Origin of the sequence: Loktanella sp. DJP18 (assembly GCF_049310965.1) — a bacterium.
Lineage (GTDB): Bacteria > Pseudomonadota > Alphaproteobacteria > Rhodobacterales > Rhodobacteraceae > Loktanella.
In genome coordinates, this window is record NZ_JBMERN010000089.1 from 1 (window position 1) to 15,737 (window position 15,737).

The following is a 15,737-nucleotide window of genomic DNA, read 5'->3' on the forward strand; positions in this document are numbered from 1 at the left end:
CTTGAAATAATTTCGAGCCAGTGAAACAGTTCCAGCCAACACCCGTGCGAAGGAACAAGCGATGAAGACTGTCTGCCTTGGCGGCGGCCCCGCAGGCCTTTACTTCGCGATCAGTTTGAAGCTGCGCCAGCCCGACTGGCCCGTGACGGTGATCGAGCGTAACCGGGCGGATGACACCTTTGGCTGGGGCGTCGTGCTGTCGGACGAGACGCTGGACAATCTGGCCCTGAATGATGCCGAAAGCGCGGCATTGATCCGCGACCATTTCGCATACTGGGACGATATCAAGGTGATCAAGGGCACCACCGAGATCACCTCGACGGGGCATGGATTCTGCGGCCTCGGGCGCAAGACAATGCTGCTTTTGTTGCAGGATCGCGCGCGCACTTTGGGTGTGGAACTTCATTTTGAGACAGAGGTCGATGATATCGATGAATTGCGGCAGGACTACGATCTGGTCGTGGCCGCGGACGGTGTCAATTCGCGGACCCGTGCACGCTACGCTGACGCCTTCAAACCGGAAATCGACCGGCGCGCCTGCAAGTTCGTCTGGCTCGGCACCCGCGCGAAATTCGACGATGCCTTCACTTTCATCTTCAAGAACACGCCGCACGGCTGGGTCTGGGCGCATGCCTATCAGTTCGATGCCGACACCGCGACATTCATCGTCGAATGCACCGAGGCGACATGGACAGCCCATGGTTTCGACACGATGGATCAGGACAAGATGATCGCCGCCTGCGAGGCAATTTTTGCCGATCATCTGGACGGCCAGCCTTTGCTGTCGAACGCCAAGCACCGACGCGGGTCGGCGTGGATCAACTTTGACCGCGTCCTGTGCGAGACGTGGCACCACGAAAATGTCGTGCTGCTGGGCGACGCGTCTGCCACGGCGCATTTCTCGATCGGATCAGGCACGAAACTGGCATTGGAATCCGCCATCGCTCTGGCTTCACTCGTGTCGGAAGAATCCACGCTGGAAACGGCGTTCCGCAAGTATCAGGAAGAGCGGCGGCTGGACGTGCTGCGGTTGCAATCCGCCGCGCGCAATTCCACCGAATGGTTCGAAGACGTGGATCGGTATCTGGGCCTTGATGCGGTGCAGTTCAACTATGCCTTGCTGACCCGGTCTCAGCGCATCAGCCACGAGAACCTGCGCCTGCGCGATCCCGCATGGCTGCAAAGTGCAGAAGAATGGTTTCAGGGGCAGGCCGGCAACACCGGCGTGCATCGCGCACCGATGTTCGCCCCGTTCCAGTTGCGCGACATGCACCTTGCGAACCGTATCGTCGTCTCTCCGATGGCGCAGTACAAGGCCGTCGACGGCTGCCCGACCGACTGGCACTTTGCCCATTACGCCGAACGCGCAAAGGGCGGTGCGGGGCTGGTCTATACCGAGATGACCTGCGTGTCGGCCGACGGCCGCATCACGCCGGGGTGTCCCGGGCTTTATGCGGACGAACACGAAGCGGCATGGGCACGGCTGGCGCGTTTCGTCCACGCGGAAACCAACGCCAAGCTGTGCATGCAAATCGGACACGCCGGCCGCAAGGGATCAACACAGCTGGGCTGGGACACGATGGACGCGCCCCTGCCTGATGGAAACTGGCCGCTGCTCTCGGCCTCTGCCGTGTTTTGGTCCGACGCGAATGCTGTGCCTAAGGCGATGGACCGCGACGACATGGACCGGGTCCGCGATGAATTTGTCGCGGCAACGCAAATGGCCGACCGTGCGGGTTTTGATATGGTCGAACTCCATGCGGCGCACGGTTACCTGATCTCCTCCTTCATATCGCCTGTATCGAACCACCGCAGCGATACCTACGGCGGATCGCTTGAAAATCGGATGCGCTATCCGCTGGAGGTGTTCGCAACGATGCGTGCGGTCTGGCCTGCGCACAAACCGATGGCGGTGCGTATTTCGGCGACCGACTGGGTCGGCGCAGACGGCATCGACGGGCCAGAGGCGGTCGAGATCGCGCGCCTGTTCCACCAAGCCGGTGTCGATATCGTCGACGTTTCTGCGGGTCAGACCAGCACAGATGCGAAGCCGGTCTATGGCCGCATGTTCCAGACGCCGTATTCTGACCGCATCCGCAATGCGCTTGGCATTTCGACCATGGCTGTCGGCAATATCTACGAGCCGGACCACGTCAATTCCATCCTCATGGCAGGGCGTGCCGATCTGGTCTGCCTTGCGCGGCCCCATCTGGCCGACCCCTACTGGACGCTGCACGCCGCAGTCGCACAGGGCGACACCGACACGCCCTGGCCCATGCCCTATCTGCCGGGCCGTGACCAGATGCGCAGGCTGGCAGAGCGAACCGATCCTGCGGGGACGCGGGCATGACCGACCTGACCGGACGCCGCGCTTTGGTGACTGGCGGCGGCACCGGTTTGGGTGCCGACATGGCGCGGACGTTGGCACAGGCCGGGGCCGAGGTCTGGGTCGCAGGACGGCGACATGCACCGCTGCAGTCGTTGAGCGACACGCATGCGGGCATTCGTCCGGTCGTGGTCGACGTCACGGACGAGGCATCGGTCAAGGCGATGTTCGATACGACCGGGACCTGCGACATCGTCATCGCCAACGCGGGCGCGTCGGCCAGCGCGCCGTTCACGCGGACCGACCTGGCAGCATGGAACGCCATGATCGACGTTAATCTGACGGGAACTTTCCTGACCCTGAAAGAGGCCGCGATCCGGTTGAAGGGCGCGGACTGGGGGCGACTGATCGCTGTCGCCTCGACCGCCGGGCTCAAGGGTTACGGATACGTCACGGCCTATGCGGCGGCCAAACACGGCGTGATCGGAATGGTAAAGTCCGCCGCGCTGGAGCTGGCGCAGAGCGGCATCACGGTCAACGCGCTATGCCCCGGATTCATGGAGACTGATATGACGGAAAATTCGGTTGCCAACATCGCCGTGAAGACCGGCATGAGCCGGGAGGAGGCCCGCACCTCCCTTGAAAAGATGAACCCCCAACATCGTCTGATCCGACCAGCAGAGGTCAGCGCGGCCATGATGTGGATCTGCGGGCCCGGGTCGGAAGGCATCACCGGTCAGGCCCTCGCAATCGCCGCGGGCGAAGTCTGAGCAGCGTCATGGCCCAGCTACTTGATATTTGCTGCAAATGCATGCTTTTACGCCGACGATCTCGAAAAGGACTGGCGGTCTTTCGTCCTCTAATGTTTAATTTAAGCGAGAAAGCCGGGAAAACGGCTAGAAACTCAGGGAAGGTAAAAATATGAAAATGCGCATCTTAATTGCCGCCATCACGGCGCTTGGCCTGTCGGCACCCGCCATGGCCCAGACGCTGGAAGTCGGCGCCTATCCGTCCAACCCGCCGTGGGAATTCAAGAACGAGCAAAGCGAGTTCGAAGGCTTCGAGATAGACCTCGTGCGCGAGATTGGCAAGCGCATGGGGAAGGAAGTCAACATTCAGGACCTCGGGTTCCAGGCCCTCTTTGCCGCCACCTCGTCCGGCCGGATCGACATGGCCATTTCGACGATCACCATCACGCCCGAGCGTCTGGCCAACCAGTCGTTCACCCAGCCTTATTTCGACAGCGATCTGGGTCTGGTGACATCGCAGGACGATGTAAACACGGTCGAGGATCTGTCCGGCAAGGTCGTCGGCGCATTAGCCAGTTCGACGGGTGAAACATGGATCGGTGCGAATACCGAGGCATACGGGTTCGGCGAATACAGGTCCTACACCACACAGCAGAACCTGTTGCTTGACGTCGCAAACGGCCGAATCGCAGGTGCCTTTGGGGATATCCTAGGGTTCGAATTCGCAGCCAAGCAGATGCCGCAGATCCGCGTCGCGACCCGCGTGCCGACTGGAGAGCAGTTCGCGATCATGATGCCGAAGGGATCGCCGAACCTGACGGCGGTGAACGATGCCATCACCGCGATCAAGGAAGACGGCACGATGGCCAAGATCTATACCCAATGGCTTGAGGCCGATCCGGTTGAAGGCACGTCATCGGTAACTGTTGCGCCAATCCCCGGCGAGTAAGCCACACTGTCGCGGTGCCGCGTCCGGTGCCACGACAACCAAATGTTCCGGATCGTCCCCACATGTCGTTCGCCGATACCTTTTTGAACCTCGATGTCATGATTCGCGTCTGGCCGATGCTGTGGAAAGGTGTCTGGAACACTCTGGCACTCGCCTTCACCACCATCACCTTCGGCGGTATGCTGGGGGTCGCCATCTGCCTCGTTCGCCTTTACGCACCCCGACCACTGCGCTGGCTGGCAATCGCCTATATAGACGTTTTCCGCGCGCTGCCGATTCTCGTACTCTTGGTGCTGGTGTATTACGCACTGCCCTTCATGGGGATCCGGCTGTCGTCCTTCTTTGCAGCCGTCACTGCACTCGGCCTCGTCTTTTCCGCCTTCACGGCTGAGGTCTTTCGCGCCGGGATCGAGGCGATCCCGCCCGGCCAGACTGAGGCCGCGGAATCGCTGGGTCTGCCGTTCCCCGTCACGATCTGGAAGATCGTGCTGCCGCAGGCATTAAAGATCGCGATCCCTCCGCACACCTCGAACGCCGTCGCCATCGCGAAAGACACGTCGCTGGCCTCTGTCGTCGCAATGCCGGACCTGCTGAAGCAGGCGACGGATGCGCAGGCGTTGACGGCTAACCCCTCTCCGCTGATCGCCGCGGCAATCATGTATCTAATTGTGCTGTTGCCTGCAGTCCGACTGGTCTCGTATTTCGAAAATCGTTTCCGCCATTCCTAGAGGATTCATGCCCAGATTTGCCCGCCGCATCACCGACACCTCACCCAAGGATTTCGGAATGTTCGCCCGTGCCATGGCACAGGGTGGCGATCTGATCCACCTTGAGCTCGGCCGCCCGGTCGAGGATACGCCCAAGCACATCAAGGATGCCGCCATCGCTGCCCTGCGCCGGGGAGAGGTGCATTATTCTGACCTGCAGGGCCTGCACCCCCTACGCGCAGCACTGGCCGACCGGATGCACCGGGAAAGCGGCATGGCAGTCAGCGCTGACGAAGTGCTGATAACCAACGGCCTGACGCAAGCCAGCTACGCCGCGTTCATGGCCTTTCTGGACCCCGGCGACGAAGCTATCCTGCTGTCGCCGCATTATCCCCAGCACATCGGCAAGATCGAACTGACTGGTGCCACGCCTGTCTTTGCACCGCTGGATGCCGCAAACGACTATGCCATTAACCCCAACCTGATCGCGCGCAAGATTACCGACCGGACCCGCGTCATCGCGTTGGTCAACCCATGCAATCCGACCGGCCGGGTCTATTCGCGCGCAGAATTGCAGGGGCTGGCCGACCTTGCCATCGCCCACGACCTGATCGTGATCTCGGACGAGGTTTATGACCGCATCCTTTATGACGGGGCCGAACACACCGCCATCGCGTCGCTGCCCGGGATGAAGGCGCGGACAATCACGATGTCCGCCTTCACCAAGGCCTATGCGATGGACGGCTGGCGTCTGGGCTGGCTGGTCTGCGACGCTCCCCTTATGCCAGCGCTGATGAAGATCACGACCTCCGAGGTGACTCATGTAAACACCTTCATCCAGCATGGCGCACTGGCCGCCGTGAACGGACCGGGCGATGTGCTGGCACGGATGGTGGACGACGACCGCGCCCGCCGCGATCTAGTAGTCAGCCGTCTCAACCAGATGCCGGGGATCACCTGCTCCGCCCCGCAGGGCACGATCTATGCATGGCCCGACGTGTCGGCCACGGGGCTTGCCGCACAGGACCTCGCACTGCGCCTGATGGCAGAGGCGGGCGTCGTGGTCGAGGCCGGCAGCTTTTATGGCCCGGAGGGCGAAGGCCGTCTGCGGATCTGTTTTGGCGCCCAGACGGTCGAGGTTCTGGATCAGGCGATGGACCGGCTGTCGCGGTTCTTCAACACGCTCTGATACTGCGGCCCGCTCAGATGTGCAGGAACCGGTCCTTGACTTCTGGCGTGGCAAGGATCTGGGCGGTGGTGCCGGTCCAAACGACGCGGCCCTTCTCGATCACCACATGACGGTCGGCAAAGCGGGTCAGGGCGGCCACGTTCTTGTCCACCACGAGGATCGCCTCGCCCTCGGCCTTCAGTTTCGTCAGGCAGGCCCAAATGTCGGCGCGGATCAGCGGGGCCAGCCCCTCTGTCGCCTCGTCAAGCACCACGAGGCGCGGGTTCGTCATCAAGGCCCGCCCGATGGCCAGCATCTGCTGTTCGCCGCCGGACAACTGATCGCCCATGTTGCGGCGACGCTCATCCAGGCGCGGGAACAGGCCGTAGATTCGGGCAAGATCCCACTTGCCGTGACGGGCAGTGGCACGGAGGTTTTCCTCGACGGACAGCGTCGGAAAGATCTGGCGGCCCTCAGGTACCAGCCCCAGACCCGCCAGTGCCACCCGGTGCGGCTCGGCCCCGGTCAGGTCCTGCCCGTCTATCCGCACGCTGCCCGCGCGGGGTTTCAGCATACCAAAAATCGACTTGATCGTGGTGGTCTTGCCCATGCCGTTGCGGCCCAGCAAGGTCACGACCTCGCCCTGCGCCACGTACAGGTCGATCCCGAACAGGATGCGACTGTCTCCGTAGGCGGCCTCGAGGCCTTCGACCTGCAGCATCAGACCGACTCCTCCTCGCCCAGATAGGCGGTGCGCACCTTGGGGTCAGACCGTATGTTGTCTGGCGGGCCGGTAGCGACGATCTGACCATCGACCAGCACCGACACACGGTCGGCCAGCGCAAAAACCGCGTCCATGTCGTGTTCGATCAGCAGCATAGTGAACCGTCCCTTCATGGACTTCAGCCGAGCCACGAAGTTCTGCGCCTCTTCTCCACCAACACCTGCCAAGGGCTCGTCCAGCAGTAGCACTCTGGGTCGGGTCGCAAGCGCGATCGCGAGTTCCAGCCTGCGATGCTCGCCGTGGCTGAGGATGCTAGCCTGCATCTGCGCACGCTCGGCCAGCCCCGCCTCCTGCAAGGCATTCAGCGCCGCGACGTTCAACGCCTCTTCCTGCGCGACGGCTGCGAAGAAGCGAAAACTGGACCCCTGATGCGCCTGCACGGCCATTGCGACATTTTCCAGTACCGTGAATCCAGGCAGTATCTGGGTGATCTGAAAACTGCGCGCCAGCCCCAGCAGAGTCCGGCACGGCATCGTCAAATGTGTCACGTCGCGACCATCCAATAGAATGCGGCCCGCATCGGGGCGCAATTCGCCGGAAAGTTGGGCGACCAGCGTGGTCTTGCCCGCACCGTTCGGACCGATGATCGCATGGACCTCGCCCGGTGCGACATCCAGCGTGACATCGTCGGTGACCATCAGGGAGCCGTAACGCTTGGACAAGTTGTTGATCTGCAGCCGAGTCATCGGCCACGCTCCGTGATCTGTCGGATGGCCCCGGTGATACCCTGCGGCGAGAACAGGACCATCAACACGAGGAATACCCCGAACCACAGCCGCCAATGCTCTGTCAAAGCACCCAGCGATTCCTCCAGCAACAGGGCCGCGACGGCACCGCCAATGGCACCGGACAGGGTACCGATGCCGCCAAGGACGACCATGACGATCAACTCTCCCGACCGGTGCCATGACATGAGGGATGGAGAGACGAACTGGGACTGGTTTGCCAGCAGCACGCCCGCGACCGCCGTCAGGGCACCCGAAATCACGAAGGCAGTCAGCTGATAGCGGAAGGGCGCAAAGCCGATCGCCTCCATACGAATCCGGTTTTCGCGGATGCCGGTCAGGACGCGGCCAAAGCGGGACCGCACGATCAGATGGCACAGACCAAACAACACGATCAACACGGCAAGCGCGAAATAATACATGACCATGTCGTGCCCCAGCACATCGCTGCCCAGCAGCGTAGACCGGTGCGGCAGTCCGTAACCATCGTCGCCGCCGTAGGCCGACAGCGAGGTGAAGAAGAAGAACGCCATCTGACCGAAGGCCAGCGTGATCATGATGAAATAGACGCCGCGCGTGCGAAGTGAAATTGTGCCCGTCACCAGCGCAAAGGCCGCCGCCACCAGCATCGCAACGCCAATCTGCACCAGCACGTCGGTCACGCCATAGCTGGACAGGATCGCCACCGCGTAGGCCCCGAATCCGAGGTAGGCCGCATGCCCGAACGACACCATCGCGCCGTAGCCGAGGATTAGGTCGAGCGCCATTGCCGCCAGTGCGTATGCTAGCATACGCGTGCCGATCAGCAGCAGGAAGGGATCGTCGAGCGCCACTGTCAGCGGCGGAAACAGCGCGAAAAGCGCGAACAGGACCAGTGCCACCTTCAGGCGCGTGGACAGACCCGCAGGCGGCGAGGCCAGCGTGGGATCGGTTGCAATATCGCTCATCAGCCGCGCCCCCCGAAAAGTCCCTGCGGCTTCACGCACAAGAGCGCGGCCATCAGTATGTAGATCAGCATCGGCGCCAGGATCCGGCCGGTCTGCCCGGCGGCGGACGGCTCCAAAAACGTGCCTAGCAAGATCGGGCCGAATACTCCGCCCATCGTATCGACCACGGCCACGAGTATCGCCCCCAGAAATGCCCCCCGGATCGACCCGATTCCGCCGATGACGACGACTACGAAGGTCAGGATCAACACGCTTTCCCCCATGCCGCTGTCCACCGACAGGATCGGTGCTACGATGGCCCCTGCCCCGCAGGCCAGCACCGCCCCGAGCGTAAAGACGACGGCGAACAGCTTGCCGATGTCGATGCCAAGGGCCGAGACCATCGCCCGGTTCGTGGCCCCCGCTCGCAGCAGCATGCCGATCCGGGTGTGGTTGATGATCAGATATAACCCGCCCGCCACCGCTAGCCCCGTTGCGATGATGGCCAGCCGGTAGACGGGATATTGCAGCGGTCCCATCAGCGGCACCGATCCCGCCAGCAGGTCGGGCATCGGGACGAACAAGGGCGATGATCCCCAGACGATTTTGACCGTCTCGTTGGCAATCATCACCAGACCGAAGGTCGCCAGCACCTGATCCAGATGGGTCCGGTGATACAGCCTTCGGATCACCACGACCTCCAGTATCAGGCCGACGGCAATGGCGGCGGGCAGTGTCAGCAGCAGCCCCCACCAGAAGCTGCCGGTCCAGGCGGCGAAAGTCGCGATGAAATAGGCGCCCACCATGTACAGCACACCGTGGGCTAGGTTGACCACGTCCATGATCCCGAACACCAGCGTCAGTCCCGCCGCGATCAGAAACAGAAGCACACCCAGTTGCAGCCCGTTCAAAAGCTGCAAGACAAAGAGGTTCGTCATGGCCGCGGTCCTTCTTGCGGCTATCAGTTCATCGTGCAGGATGCGGCGTAGTTATCGACATAGTCGTCGAAGATCTTTTTCTTGATCGACGTCCCGTAGAAGCCGTCGTCACGCTTGACCGCCTCGACCAGATAGAAGTCCTGCACTGGAAAGTTGTTGACGCCGAAGGTGAAATCGCCGCGCGGGCTGTCGAAGTCGGCTTCCTTTAATGCGGCACGCAGGGCGTCGCGGTCGGTTAGATCCCCGCCCAGTTTCTTGACCGCGCTGTCGATCAATTGAGCCGCGTCAAACCCGTGCATCGCATAACTGCCGGGGACGGCGTCAAACTTCTCGATATAGGCCTTCACGAAGGCCGTGTTGGCGGGGGTGTCCAGATCGGGCGCCCAGTTGGCCCCGCCCATCAGGCCCACGGCCGCGTCCTGCGTCGCGGGCAATGTGGTTTCATCCACGGTAAAAGCCGACAGGAACGGCAGCTCGCCAAGTCCGGACTGATCGAACTGTTTGACCAGATTGACACCCATGCCGCCGGGCATGAAGGCGAAGAGGGCATCGGGCTGGAACGCCGCGATCTGCGCCAGCTCCGACGAGAAGTCGAGTTGACCCAGCTCGGTAAAGACCTCGCCCGCAACGGCCCCGGTGTAGGAGTTACGGAATCCAGCAAGGCTGTCCGTGCCTGCCTGATAATTCGGCGCCAGTAGGAAGACGTTCTTGTAACCCTGCTCCTCGGCGTAGGCACCCATCACCTCGTGGTTTTGGTCGTTCTGGTAAGACGTAGCAAAGAAATTCGGGTTGCAGTCCTCACCGGCAAAGTTCGATGGACCGGCGTTGGGGGAAATCAGGATGGTATCGGCTTCAGTGACCGGCTGGTGGATCGCCGTCAGGATGTTGGAAAAGATCGTGCCGACGACGAAATCGACGTTGTCGCGCTGCACCAGTTCGCGCGCTTTGTCGGCGGCGAGATCGGGGCGCTGTTCGTCATCGACGACGATGACCTCGGTCGGCATGCCGCCCATGTCGCCCATCTGTTCGGCGGCCAGCATGAACCCGTTGCGGGCCTGCTCGCCAAGGGCGGCAGCGGGGCCGGACAAGGTTAGGACCAGACCGATCTTTAGAGTGTCATCCTGCGCGGACGTCGGCACGTCCTGGGCGGTGGCCCCAGTGACAAGGCCGAGGGTCAAAACTGTGCTGGCGGCAAGTGCGGCTTTCAGTGTCATGATCTCTTCTCCGTGTTGATGTTGTTGCGGCCGCACCTTCTGTCGGGCGTCGCGCCGGGTTTCGACTGGTCAAACGCGACGGCGCAATCATGTCCGTCATGCTGGCAGGGTGGCAAGCAGCCCCCGAAAAAGCCTCTTCGGATCACGCTGCGTCAGGCAACTTCGGAATAGTCTGCCGCGACCCCATTTGTATTTCAAGCTCAAACATTTTTAACTTGAAATAACAAATGCCGCCGCCTAGCCTTTTAAAAATTGAAGACCTTCAGGAGACGGCGAGACGTGGATCAGTCCGGATTGGACGCCATTGCAGCGGCCCGTGCACCGGTCAGCGACCAGTCCCGGGCGCGGTTGCGTCTGTGGCTGCGCCTTTTGAAACGCACCCGCCGGGTCGAGGTGGTCCTGCGCGACCGTCTGCGCACCGAATTCCAGACCACCCTGCCCCGCTTCGACGTCATGGCCGCCCTCGCCCGCAGCGAAAGGGGCCTGAAGATGACTGCCCTGTCGGGCGTGCTGCGCGTGTCGAACGGCAACATCACCGGCATCGTGGACCGATTGGCCGAGGACGGGATCGTCGTGCGTGTGCAGGTGCCGGGCGACCGACGCGCCTCCCTCGTGCGCCTGACGACGGAGGGCGTCGCGGAATTTGATCGGCAAGCCCACGCCCATGCCCGTTGGATTGACGAGCTGCTAAGCGATTTCACGACCGCGCAGGCCGAGGATCTGGCCGCACAACTTCGCATTCACGACAGCGCCGAGGACAGAGCATGAAAACCGACACTACCCATTTCCAGTGCGAGATCGACGCCGGCATCGCGACACTGCGACTGGACCGTCCCGACCGCAAGAACCCCCTGACCTTCGACAGTTACGCCGAACTCCGCGACTGGTTCCGCGCTCTGGCCTACGACGACACCGTCAAGGTCGTGATCTTCGGGTCGAACGGCGGCAACTTCTGTTCCGGCGGCGACGTGCACGAGATCATCGGGCCGCTGACCCGCATGAGCATGAAGGAATTACTGACGTTTACCCGTATGACCGGTGATCTGGTCAAGGCGATGCTGAACTGCGGTACTCCCATTGTGGCCGCTGCTGACGGTGTATGCGTCGGGGCCGGGGCGATCGCAGCCATGGCCTCCGACCTGCGGATCGCCACGCCCGAGACCAAGACTGCCTTCCTGTTCACCCGCGTCGGCCTTGCCGGCTGCGACATGGGGGCTTGTGCCATGCTGCCGCGCATCATCGGTCAAGGGCGTGCGGCGGAACTGCTTTACACCGGGCGCACGATGACGGCCGAGGAAGGCGCGCTGTGGGGGTTCTGGAACCGCGTCGTGCCCGCGGCGGATCTTGACACCGCCGCCCGCGACATGGCCGATCGGATCGCCGCGGGGCCGGGGTTCGGGCACATGATGACCAAGACGATGCTCAATCAGGAATGGAGCATGTCACTGGATCAGGCGATCGAAGCCGAGGCGCAAGCGCAGGCGATCTGCATGCAGACCGCCGATTTCACCCGCGCCTATGACGCCTTCGTGGCCAAGGCCAAGCCGCTGTTCGAGGGCAACTGATGTCCGACCGCTCCTACCTCGAATGGCCCTTCCTTGATGCCCATCACCGCGATCACGCGATTGCGCTGGACAACTGGGCCGCAGCCCTGCCCGCCATCGATCACGCCGACACCGATACGGCCTGTCGCGATCTGGTGGTGCGGCTGGGCGACGGCGGCTGGCTAAACCACGCGGCCATCGACCCCGCCGATCCAGGCAATCTGGACGTTCGCACCCTGTGCCTGACGCGCGAGACGCTGGCGCGTCACGATGGCCTGGTCGATTTCGCCTTTGCGATGCAGGGGCTTGGCACCGGAGCGCTGTCGCTGTTTGGGTCACCCGCACAGCAGGCGGAATGGCTGCCGCTGACACGCGCCGGCAAGGCAATTGCCGCCTTTGCCCTAACAGAGCCGCAGTCGGGATCCGACGTGGCAAACTCCACCATGACCGCCCGCGACGACGGCGACCACTGGGTGCTGGACGGCGAAAAGACGTGGATTTCCAACGGCGGCATTGCCGACGTCTATACCGTGTTTGCCCGCAGCGAGGAGGCACCGGGGGCGCGGGGGTTGTCGGCCTTTGTCGTGCCTGCGGACACCCCCGGTCTGGTGATCGCGGAACGCCTGCACACCATAGCCCCGCACCCCCTCGCCCGGCTGCACTTTGACAGCGCGCGCATTTCGAAGTCCGCCTTAATTGGCGTACCCGGACAGGGATTCAAGATCGCCATGTCCGTTCTCGACGTGTTCCGCACGACTGTCGCGGCAGCGGCCCTTGGCTTTGCCCGTCGGGCGCTAGACGAATCCGTCGGCCGGGTACAGTCGCGTCAGGTGCAGGGGCGGCCGCTGGCCGATCTTCAGATGGTCCAAAGCCACATCAGCGACATGGCACTGCGCGTCGACGCGGCAGCCTTGCTCGTCTATCGCGCCGCATGGACCAAGGATGCAGGCGCCCCCCGCGTCAGCCGGGAAGCGGCGATGGCCAAGCTGTTCGCCACCGACGAAGCGCAGAAGGTCATTGACGCTGCCGTGCAACTGCACGGCGGCGACGGCGTGAAGTCCGGGTCCGTGGTAGAGCGGCTCTACCGCGAAATCCGGGCGCTGCGCATCTACGAGGGCGCGTCCGACGTCCAGAAGACAATCATCGCGCGGCAGACTCTCGACGCCGCGCCAATGCCCTAGCCGCGCCCCAACGGGGCGCGTCATCGGGCCCTCCGCACAGGAAGTCATTAGGCCCATGCACGCGCAATCAGTCGACGATATTCTTGGCCCCTCGGCCCATGTCGATACATTCACCCGCGACAACCTGCCAACGCCTGACCGCTGGCCCGATTTTTTGATGGACGGTTTCACCTATCCGGAACGCATCAATGTCGGCGTGGAGTTGACGGACGCAAATGTCGCACGCGGGATGGGTGACCGCACGGCGCTGATCGGCAACGGCCGCCGCCGCACCTATAAGGAACTGGCCGACTGGACCAACCGGCTGGCCCACGCGATGGTCGAGGATCTTGGTATCCAACCCGGCAACCGCGTGCTGATCCGGTCCGCCAACAATCCCGCGATGGTCGCTTGCTGGCTGGCCGCGACCAAGGCGGGTGCCGTGGTCATCAACACCATGCCCCTGTTCCGCGCTAAGGAACTGGGTCAGATCGTCGACAAGGCCAAAGTCGAATTCGCCCTTTGCGACACGCGGCTGATGGACGAGATGGCGCTCTGCGCCAAGTCCAGCCGGTTCCTCAAGACCGTCGTGGGTTTCGACGGCACATCGAACCACGATGCAGAGCTTGACCGGCTGGCACTGGAAAAGTCGGTGCAGTTCGAAGCGGTGCCAACTGGGCGCGACGACGTGGCGCTGCTTGGCTTCACCTCCGGCACCACCGGCGAGCCCAAGGCTACGATGCACTTCCATCGCGACATCCTGATGATCGCCGACGGCTACGCCAAAGAGGTGTTGCAGGTCACACCCGACGACATCTTCGTGGGTTCGCCACCCTTGGCATTCACCTTCGGGCTGGGCGGTCTAGCCGTTTTCCCACTGCGCTTCGGTGCCGCCGCGACGCTGCTGGAAAACGCCTCGCCGCCAAACATGATCGCGATTATCGAAAAGTTCCGCGCCACCGTGTCCTTTACCGCGCCGACGGCCTACCGCGTGATGCTGCGGGCAATGGACGAAGGTGCCGACCTGTCGTCCCTCAGGGCCGCAGTCTCTGCCGGTGAAACCCTGCCTGCGCCGATCTATCGCGAATGGATCGAAAAGACCGGCAAACCGATGCTTGACGGCATCGGCGCGACCGAGATGCTGCACATTTTCGTAACCAACCGGTTCGATGACCACCGTCCGGCCTGCACGGGCAAACCGGTCCGCGGCTACGAGGCCCGCATTCTGAACGACGACGGCACCGAGGCGTCGCGCGGCACGGTCGGCCGGCTGGCGGTCCGCGGACCAACCGGCTGCCGTTACATGGCCGATGACCGGCAGGATGGCTACGTTGTGAACGGCTGGAACGTGACCGGGGACGCCTTTGTCATGGACGACGACGGCTATCTGCATTTCGCCGCACGCAACGACGATATGATCATTTCCGCTGGCTACAACATCGCCGGGCCGGAGGTGGAGGCATCCCTGTTGTCACATCCTGCCGTTGCGGAATGTGCCGTCGTTGGCCAGCCCGATGACGAACGCGGGTGCATCGTGGCCGCGCACGTCGTGCTTAGTGAGGGTCACATTGCGAACGCTTCGTTGGTGAAAGGGCTGCAGGATCACGTCAAGGCCGATATTGCGCCCTACAAGTATCCCCGTGCCGTTCATTTCGTAAAGGGACTTCCCAAAACCGAGACGGGCAAAATTCAGCGGTTTCGACTGAAATGACAGAATGTGGAATGCCCCCACCGAAGTGGCCCACCTCTTGGGATAGCGGTGGTTGCGGGATTTCGGACCAGTTGCTAAGCTTTAGCGACTGATGAAGGGCGGAGCTGAAATGACGAAACGCAAGAAATATACGGCGGAGTTCAAGGCAAGAGTTGGATGCAACGTCGCTGTGATCTGACGTGCCGCGTACGGCTTCGAAAAGAGCGACACCCGCCCGGAAACGTCGCCCTGTCAAGTCCTGCGGCACCAGAGGGCAAGAAGGGGATCTCTGAGAGTCTGATTCAAAACTAACCGACTATTTTCATGCCCTTGCGAGGTGTCGCGTGACACGCCGAATGTGAGCGATGGTTACCCAGGCCTCTGCGCTGGCGATGGATTTTTCCCAATCTTTTGACAAGCGGCGGCATCGCCCAAGCCAGGCAAAGGTTCGCTCGACCAACCATCTTCTGGGCAGGACTTCAAAGCCTTGCGCCGTATCGGAGGGCTTGACGATCTGCACAGTCCAGCGTCCGATGGCCTTCAGCGCATCGCGCAGTTTGGGGCCTGCATAACCACCGTCCGCAAAGATATGACGCAACATGGGATAGCGCGATGCGATAGCCTTCAGCACATCCGGAGCGCCATCGCGGTCTTGAACCCCAGCGCTGTGTACCTCAAAGCCGATGAGCAATCCGGTCGTGTCAGTCACGATATGACGTTTGCGGCCCTTTATCCGTTTCCCGGCATTGTACCCTGTAACCCCGCCACTTTCCGTGGTTTTTACACTTTGGCTGTCGATGATCCCAGCTGTCGGCTGCGCGTTGCGGCCCTCTGCCAGCCGCGTAACCTCGACAAGT

15 protein-coding genes are annotated in these 15,737 nt (G+C 62.3%); 9 read left to right on the forward strand and 6 right to left on the reverse strand.

The genetic code is table 11. The features are described from left to right. Positions 1–61: 61 nt before the first annotated feature. The 5 genes from ACOI1H_RS18540 to ACOI1H_RS18560 all read left to right on the forward strand — a co-directional run bounded on the left by ACOI1H_RS18540 (position 62) and on the right by ACOI1H_RS18560 (position 5,920). A complete protein-coding gene (locus tag ACOI1H_RS18540) occupies positions 62–2,350 on the forward strand; it encodes a bifunctional salicylyl-CoA 5-hydroxylase/oxidoreductase (RefSeq protein ID WP_422439316.1) in 2,289 nt (762 codons plus the stop codon). Then, positions 2,347–3,096 carry an SDR family NAD(P)-dependent oxidoreductase gene (locus tag ACOI1H_RS18545; RefSeq protein WP_422439317.1) on the forward strand — a complete coding sequence of 250 codons (750 nt, stop codon included), beginning with the start codon at positions 2,347–2,349 and terminating at the stop codon, positions 3,094–3,096. Before ACOI1H_RS18540 ends, ACOI1H_RS18545 begins: the two co-directional genes overlap by 4 nt. A 151-nt stretch (positions 3,097–3,247) precedes the next feature. After that, positions 3,248–4,024, forward strand: a complete 777-nt coding sequence (locus ACOI1H_RS18550) for an ABC transporter substrate-binding protein (RefSeq protein WP_422439318.1) — start codon at positions 3,248–3,250, stop codon at positions 4,022–4,024. A gap of 62 nt (positions 4,025–4,086) precedes the next feature. Further along, positions 4,087–4,752, forward strand: a complete 666-nt coding sequence (locus ACOI1H_RS18555) for an amino acid ABC transporter permease (RefSeq protein ID WP_422439319.1) — start codon at positions 4,087–4,089, stop codon at positions 4,750–4,752. Positions 4,753–4,759: 7 nt separating this feature from the next. Beyond that, positions 4,760–5,920, forward strand: a complete 1,161-nt coding sequence (locus tag ACOI1H_RS18560) for a pyridoxal phosphate-dependent aminotransferase (RefSeq protein ID WP_422439320.1) — start codon at positions 4,760–4,762, stop codon at positions 5,918–5,920. Positions 5,921–5,933: 13 nt separating this feature from the next. On the opposite strand, the gene ACOI1H_RS18565 is transcribed toward ACOI1H_RS18560, so the two are convergent. The 5 genes from ACOI1H_RS18565 to ACOI1H_RS18585 are packed head-to-tail and all read right to left on the reverse strand — an operon-like array spanning position 5,934 to position 10,486. After that, a complete protein-coding gene (locus ACOI1H_RS18565; RefSeq protein WP_422439321.1) occupies positions 5,934–6,620 on the reverse strand; it encodes an ABC transporter ATP-binding protein in 687 nt (228 codons plus the stop codon). Beyond that, positions 6,620–7,369, reverse strand: coding sequence for an ABC transporter ATP-binding protein (locus ACOI1H_RS18570; RefSeq protein ID WP_422439322.1), 750 nt, complete (start codon positions 7,367–7,369; stop codon positions 6,620–6,622). The genes ACOI1H_RS18565 and ACOI1H_RS18570 overlap by 1 nt, the downstream gene beginning before the upstream one ends. Then, positions 7,366–8,355 (reverse strand): branched-chain amino acid ABC transporter permease, encoded by a 990-nt coding sequence (locus tag ACOI1H_RS18575; RefSeq protein WP_422439323.1) that lies wholly within the window; start codon positions 8,353–8,355, stop codon positions 7,366–7,368. The genes ACOI1H_RS18570 and ACOI1H_RS18575 overlap by 4 nt, the downstream gene beginning before the upstream one ends. Then, complete coding sequence (locus tag ACOI1H_RS18580; protein WP_422439324.1) at positions 8,355–9,272, reverse strand: branched-chain amino acid ABC transporter permease; 918 nt, start codon at positions 9,270–9,272, stop codon at positions 8,355–8,357. The genes ACOI1H_RS18575 and ACOI1H_RS18580 overlap by 1 nt, the downstream gene beginning before the upstream one ends. Positions 9,273–9,295: 23 nt before the next feature. Continuing rightward, positions 9,296–10,486 (reverse strand): ABC transporter substrate-binding protein, encoded by a 1,191-nt coding sequence (locus ACOI1H_RS18585; protein WP_422439325.1) that lies wholly within the window; start codon positions 10,484–10,486, stop codon positions 9,296–9,298. Positions 10,487–10,765: 279 nt separating this feature from the next. Between ACOI1H_RS18585 and ACOI1H_RS18590 the strand changes: the two genes are divergently transcribed. The 4 genes from ACOI1H_RS18590 to ACOI1H_RS18605 all read left to right on the forward strand — a co-directional run bounded on the left by ACOI1H_RS18590 (position 10,766) and on the right by ACOI1H_RS18605 (position 14,901). Continuing rightward, positions 10,766–11,254: a MarR family winged helix-turn-helix transcriptional regulator gene (locus ACOI1H_RS18590; RefSeq protein ID WP_422439326.1), complete on the forward strand. Its 489-nt coding sequence runs from the start codon at positions 10,766–10,768 to the stop codon at positions 11,252–11,254. After that, a complete protein-coding gene (locus tag ACOI1H_RS18595) occupies positions 11,251–12,051 on the forward strand; it encodes an enoyl-CoA hydratase family protein (RefSeq protein ID WP_422439327.1) in 801 nt (266 codons plus the stop codon). Before ACOI1H_RS18590 ends, ACOI1H_RS18595 begins: the two co-directional genes overlap by 4 nt. Beyond that, a complete protein-coding gene (locus ACOI1H_RS18600; RefSeq protein ID WP_422439328.1) occupies positions 12,051–13,211 on the forward strand; it encodes an acyl-CoA dehydrogenase family protein in 1,161 nt (386 codons plus the stop codon). Before ACOI1H_RS18595 ends, ACOI1H_RS18600 begins: the two co-directional genes overlap by 1 nt. Before the next feature lie 79 nt (positions 13,212–13,290). Next, on the forward strand, positions 13,291–14,901 hold the full coding sequence (locus tag ACOI1H_RS18605) for an AMP-binding protein (RefSeq protein ID WP_422439330.1): 1,611 nt from the start codon (positions 13,291–13,293) through the stop codon (positions 14,899–14,901). 301 nt (positions 14,902–15,202) lie between these two features. Here the strand turns inward: ACOI1H_RS18605 and ACOI1H_RS18610 are convergent. Next, on the reverse strand, positions 15,203–15,737 hold a 535-nt coding region (locus tag ACOI1H_RS18610; RefSeq protein WP_422439329.1), incomplete at its 5' end, for an IS5 family transposase.

Coding starts and splice junctions, on each gene's coding strand:
- ACOI1H_RS18585 (WP_422439325.1), bottom strand. CDS start 10,486: ATGACACTGAAAGCCGCACTTGCCGCCAGCACAGTTTTGACCCTCGGC.
- ACOI1H_RS18550 (WP_422439318.1), top strand. CDS start 3,248: ATGAAAATGCGCATCTTAATTGCCGCCATCACGGCGCTTGGCCTGTCG.
- ACOI1H_RS18545 (WP_422439317.1), top strand. CDS start 2,347: ATGACCGACCTGACCGGACGCCGCGCTTTGGTGACTGGCGGCGGCACC.
- ACOI1H_RS18570 (WP_422439322.1), bottom strand. CDS start 7,369: ATGACTCGGCTGCAGATCAACAACTTGTCCAAGCGTTACGGCTCCCTG.
- ACOI1H_RS18565 (WP_422439321.1), bottom strand. CDS start 6,620: ATGCTGCAGGTCGAAGGCCTCGAGGCCGCCTACGGAGACAGTCGCATC.
- ACOI1H_RS18575 (WP_422439323.1), bottom strand. CDS start 8,355: ATGAGCGATATTGCAACCGATCCCACGCTGGCCTCGCCGCCTGCGGGT.
- ACOI1H_RS18580 (WP_422439324.1), bottom strand. CDS start 9,272: ATGACGAACCTCTTTGTCTTGCAGCTTTTGAACGGGCTGCAACTGGGT.
- ACOI1H_RS18555 (WP_422439319.1), top strand. CDS start 4,087: ATGTCGTTCGCCGATACCTTTTTGAACCTCGATGTCATGATTCGCGTC.
- ACOI1H_RS18600 (WP_422439328.1), top strand. CDS start 12,051: ATGTCCGACCGCTCCTACCTCGAATGGCCCTTCCTTGATGCCCATCAC.
- ACOI1H_RS18560 (WP_422439320.1), top strand. CDS start 4,760: ATGCCCAGATTTGCCCGCCGCATCACCGACACCTCACCCAAGGATTTC.
- ACOI1H_RS18540 (WP_422439316.1), top strand. CDS start 62: ATGAAGACTGTCTGCCTTGGCGGCGGCCCCGCAGGCCTTTACTTCGCG.
- ACOI1H_RS18595 (WP_422439327.1), top strand. CDS start 11,251: ATGAAAACCGACACTACCCATTTCCAGTGCGAGATCGACGCCGGCATC.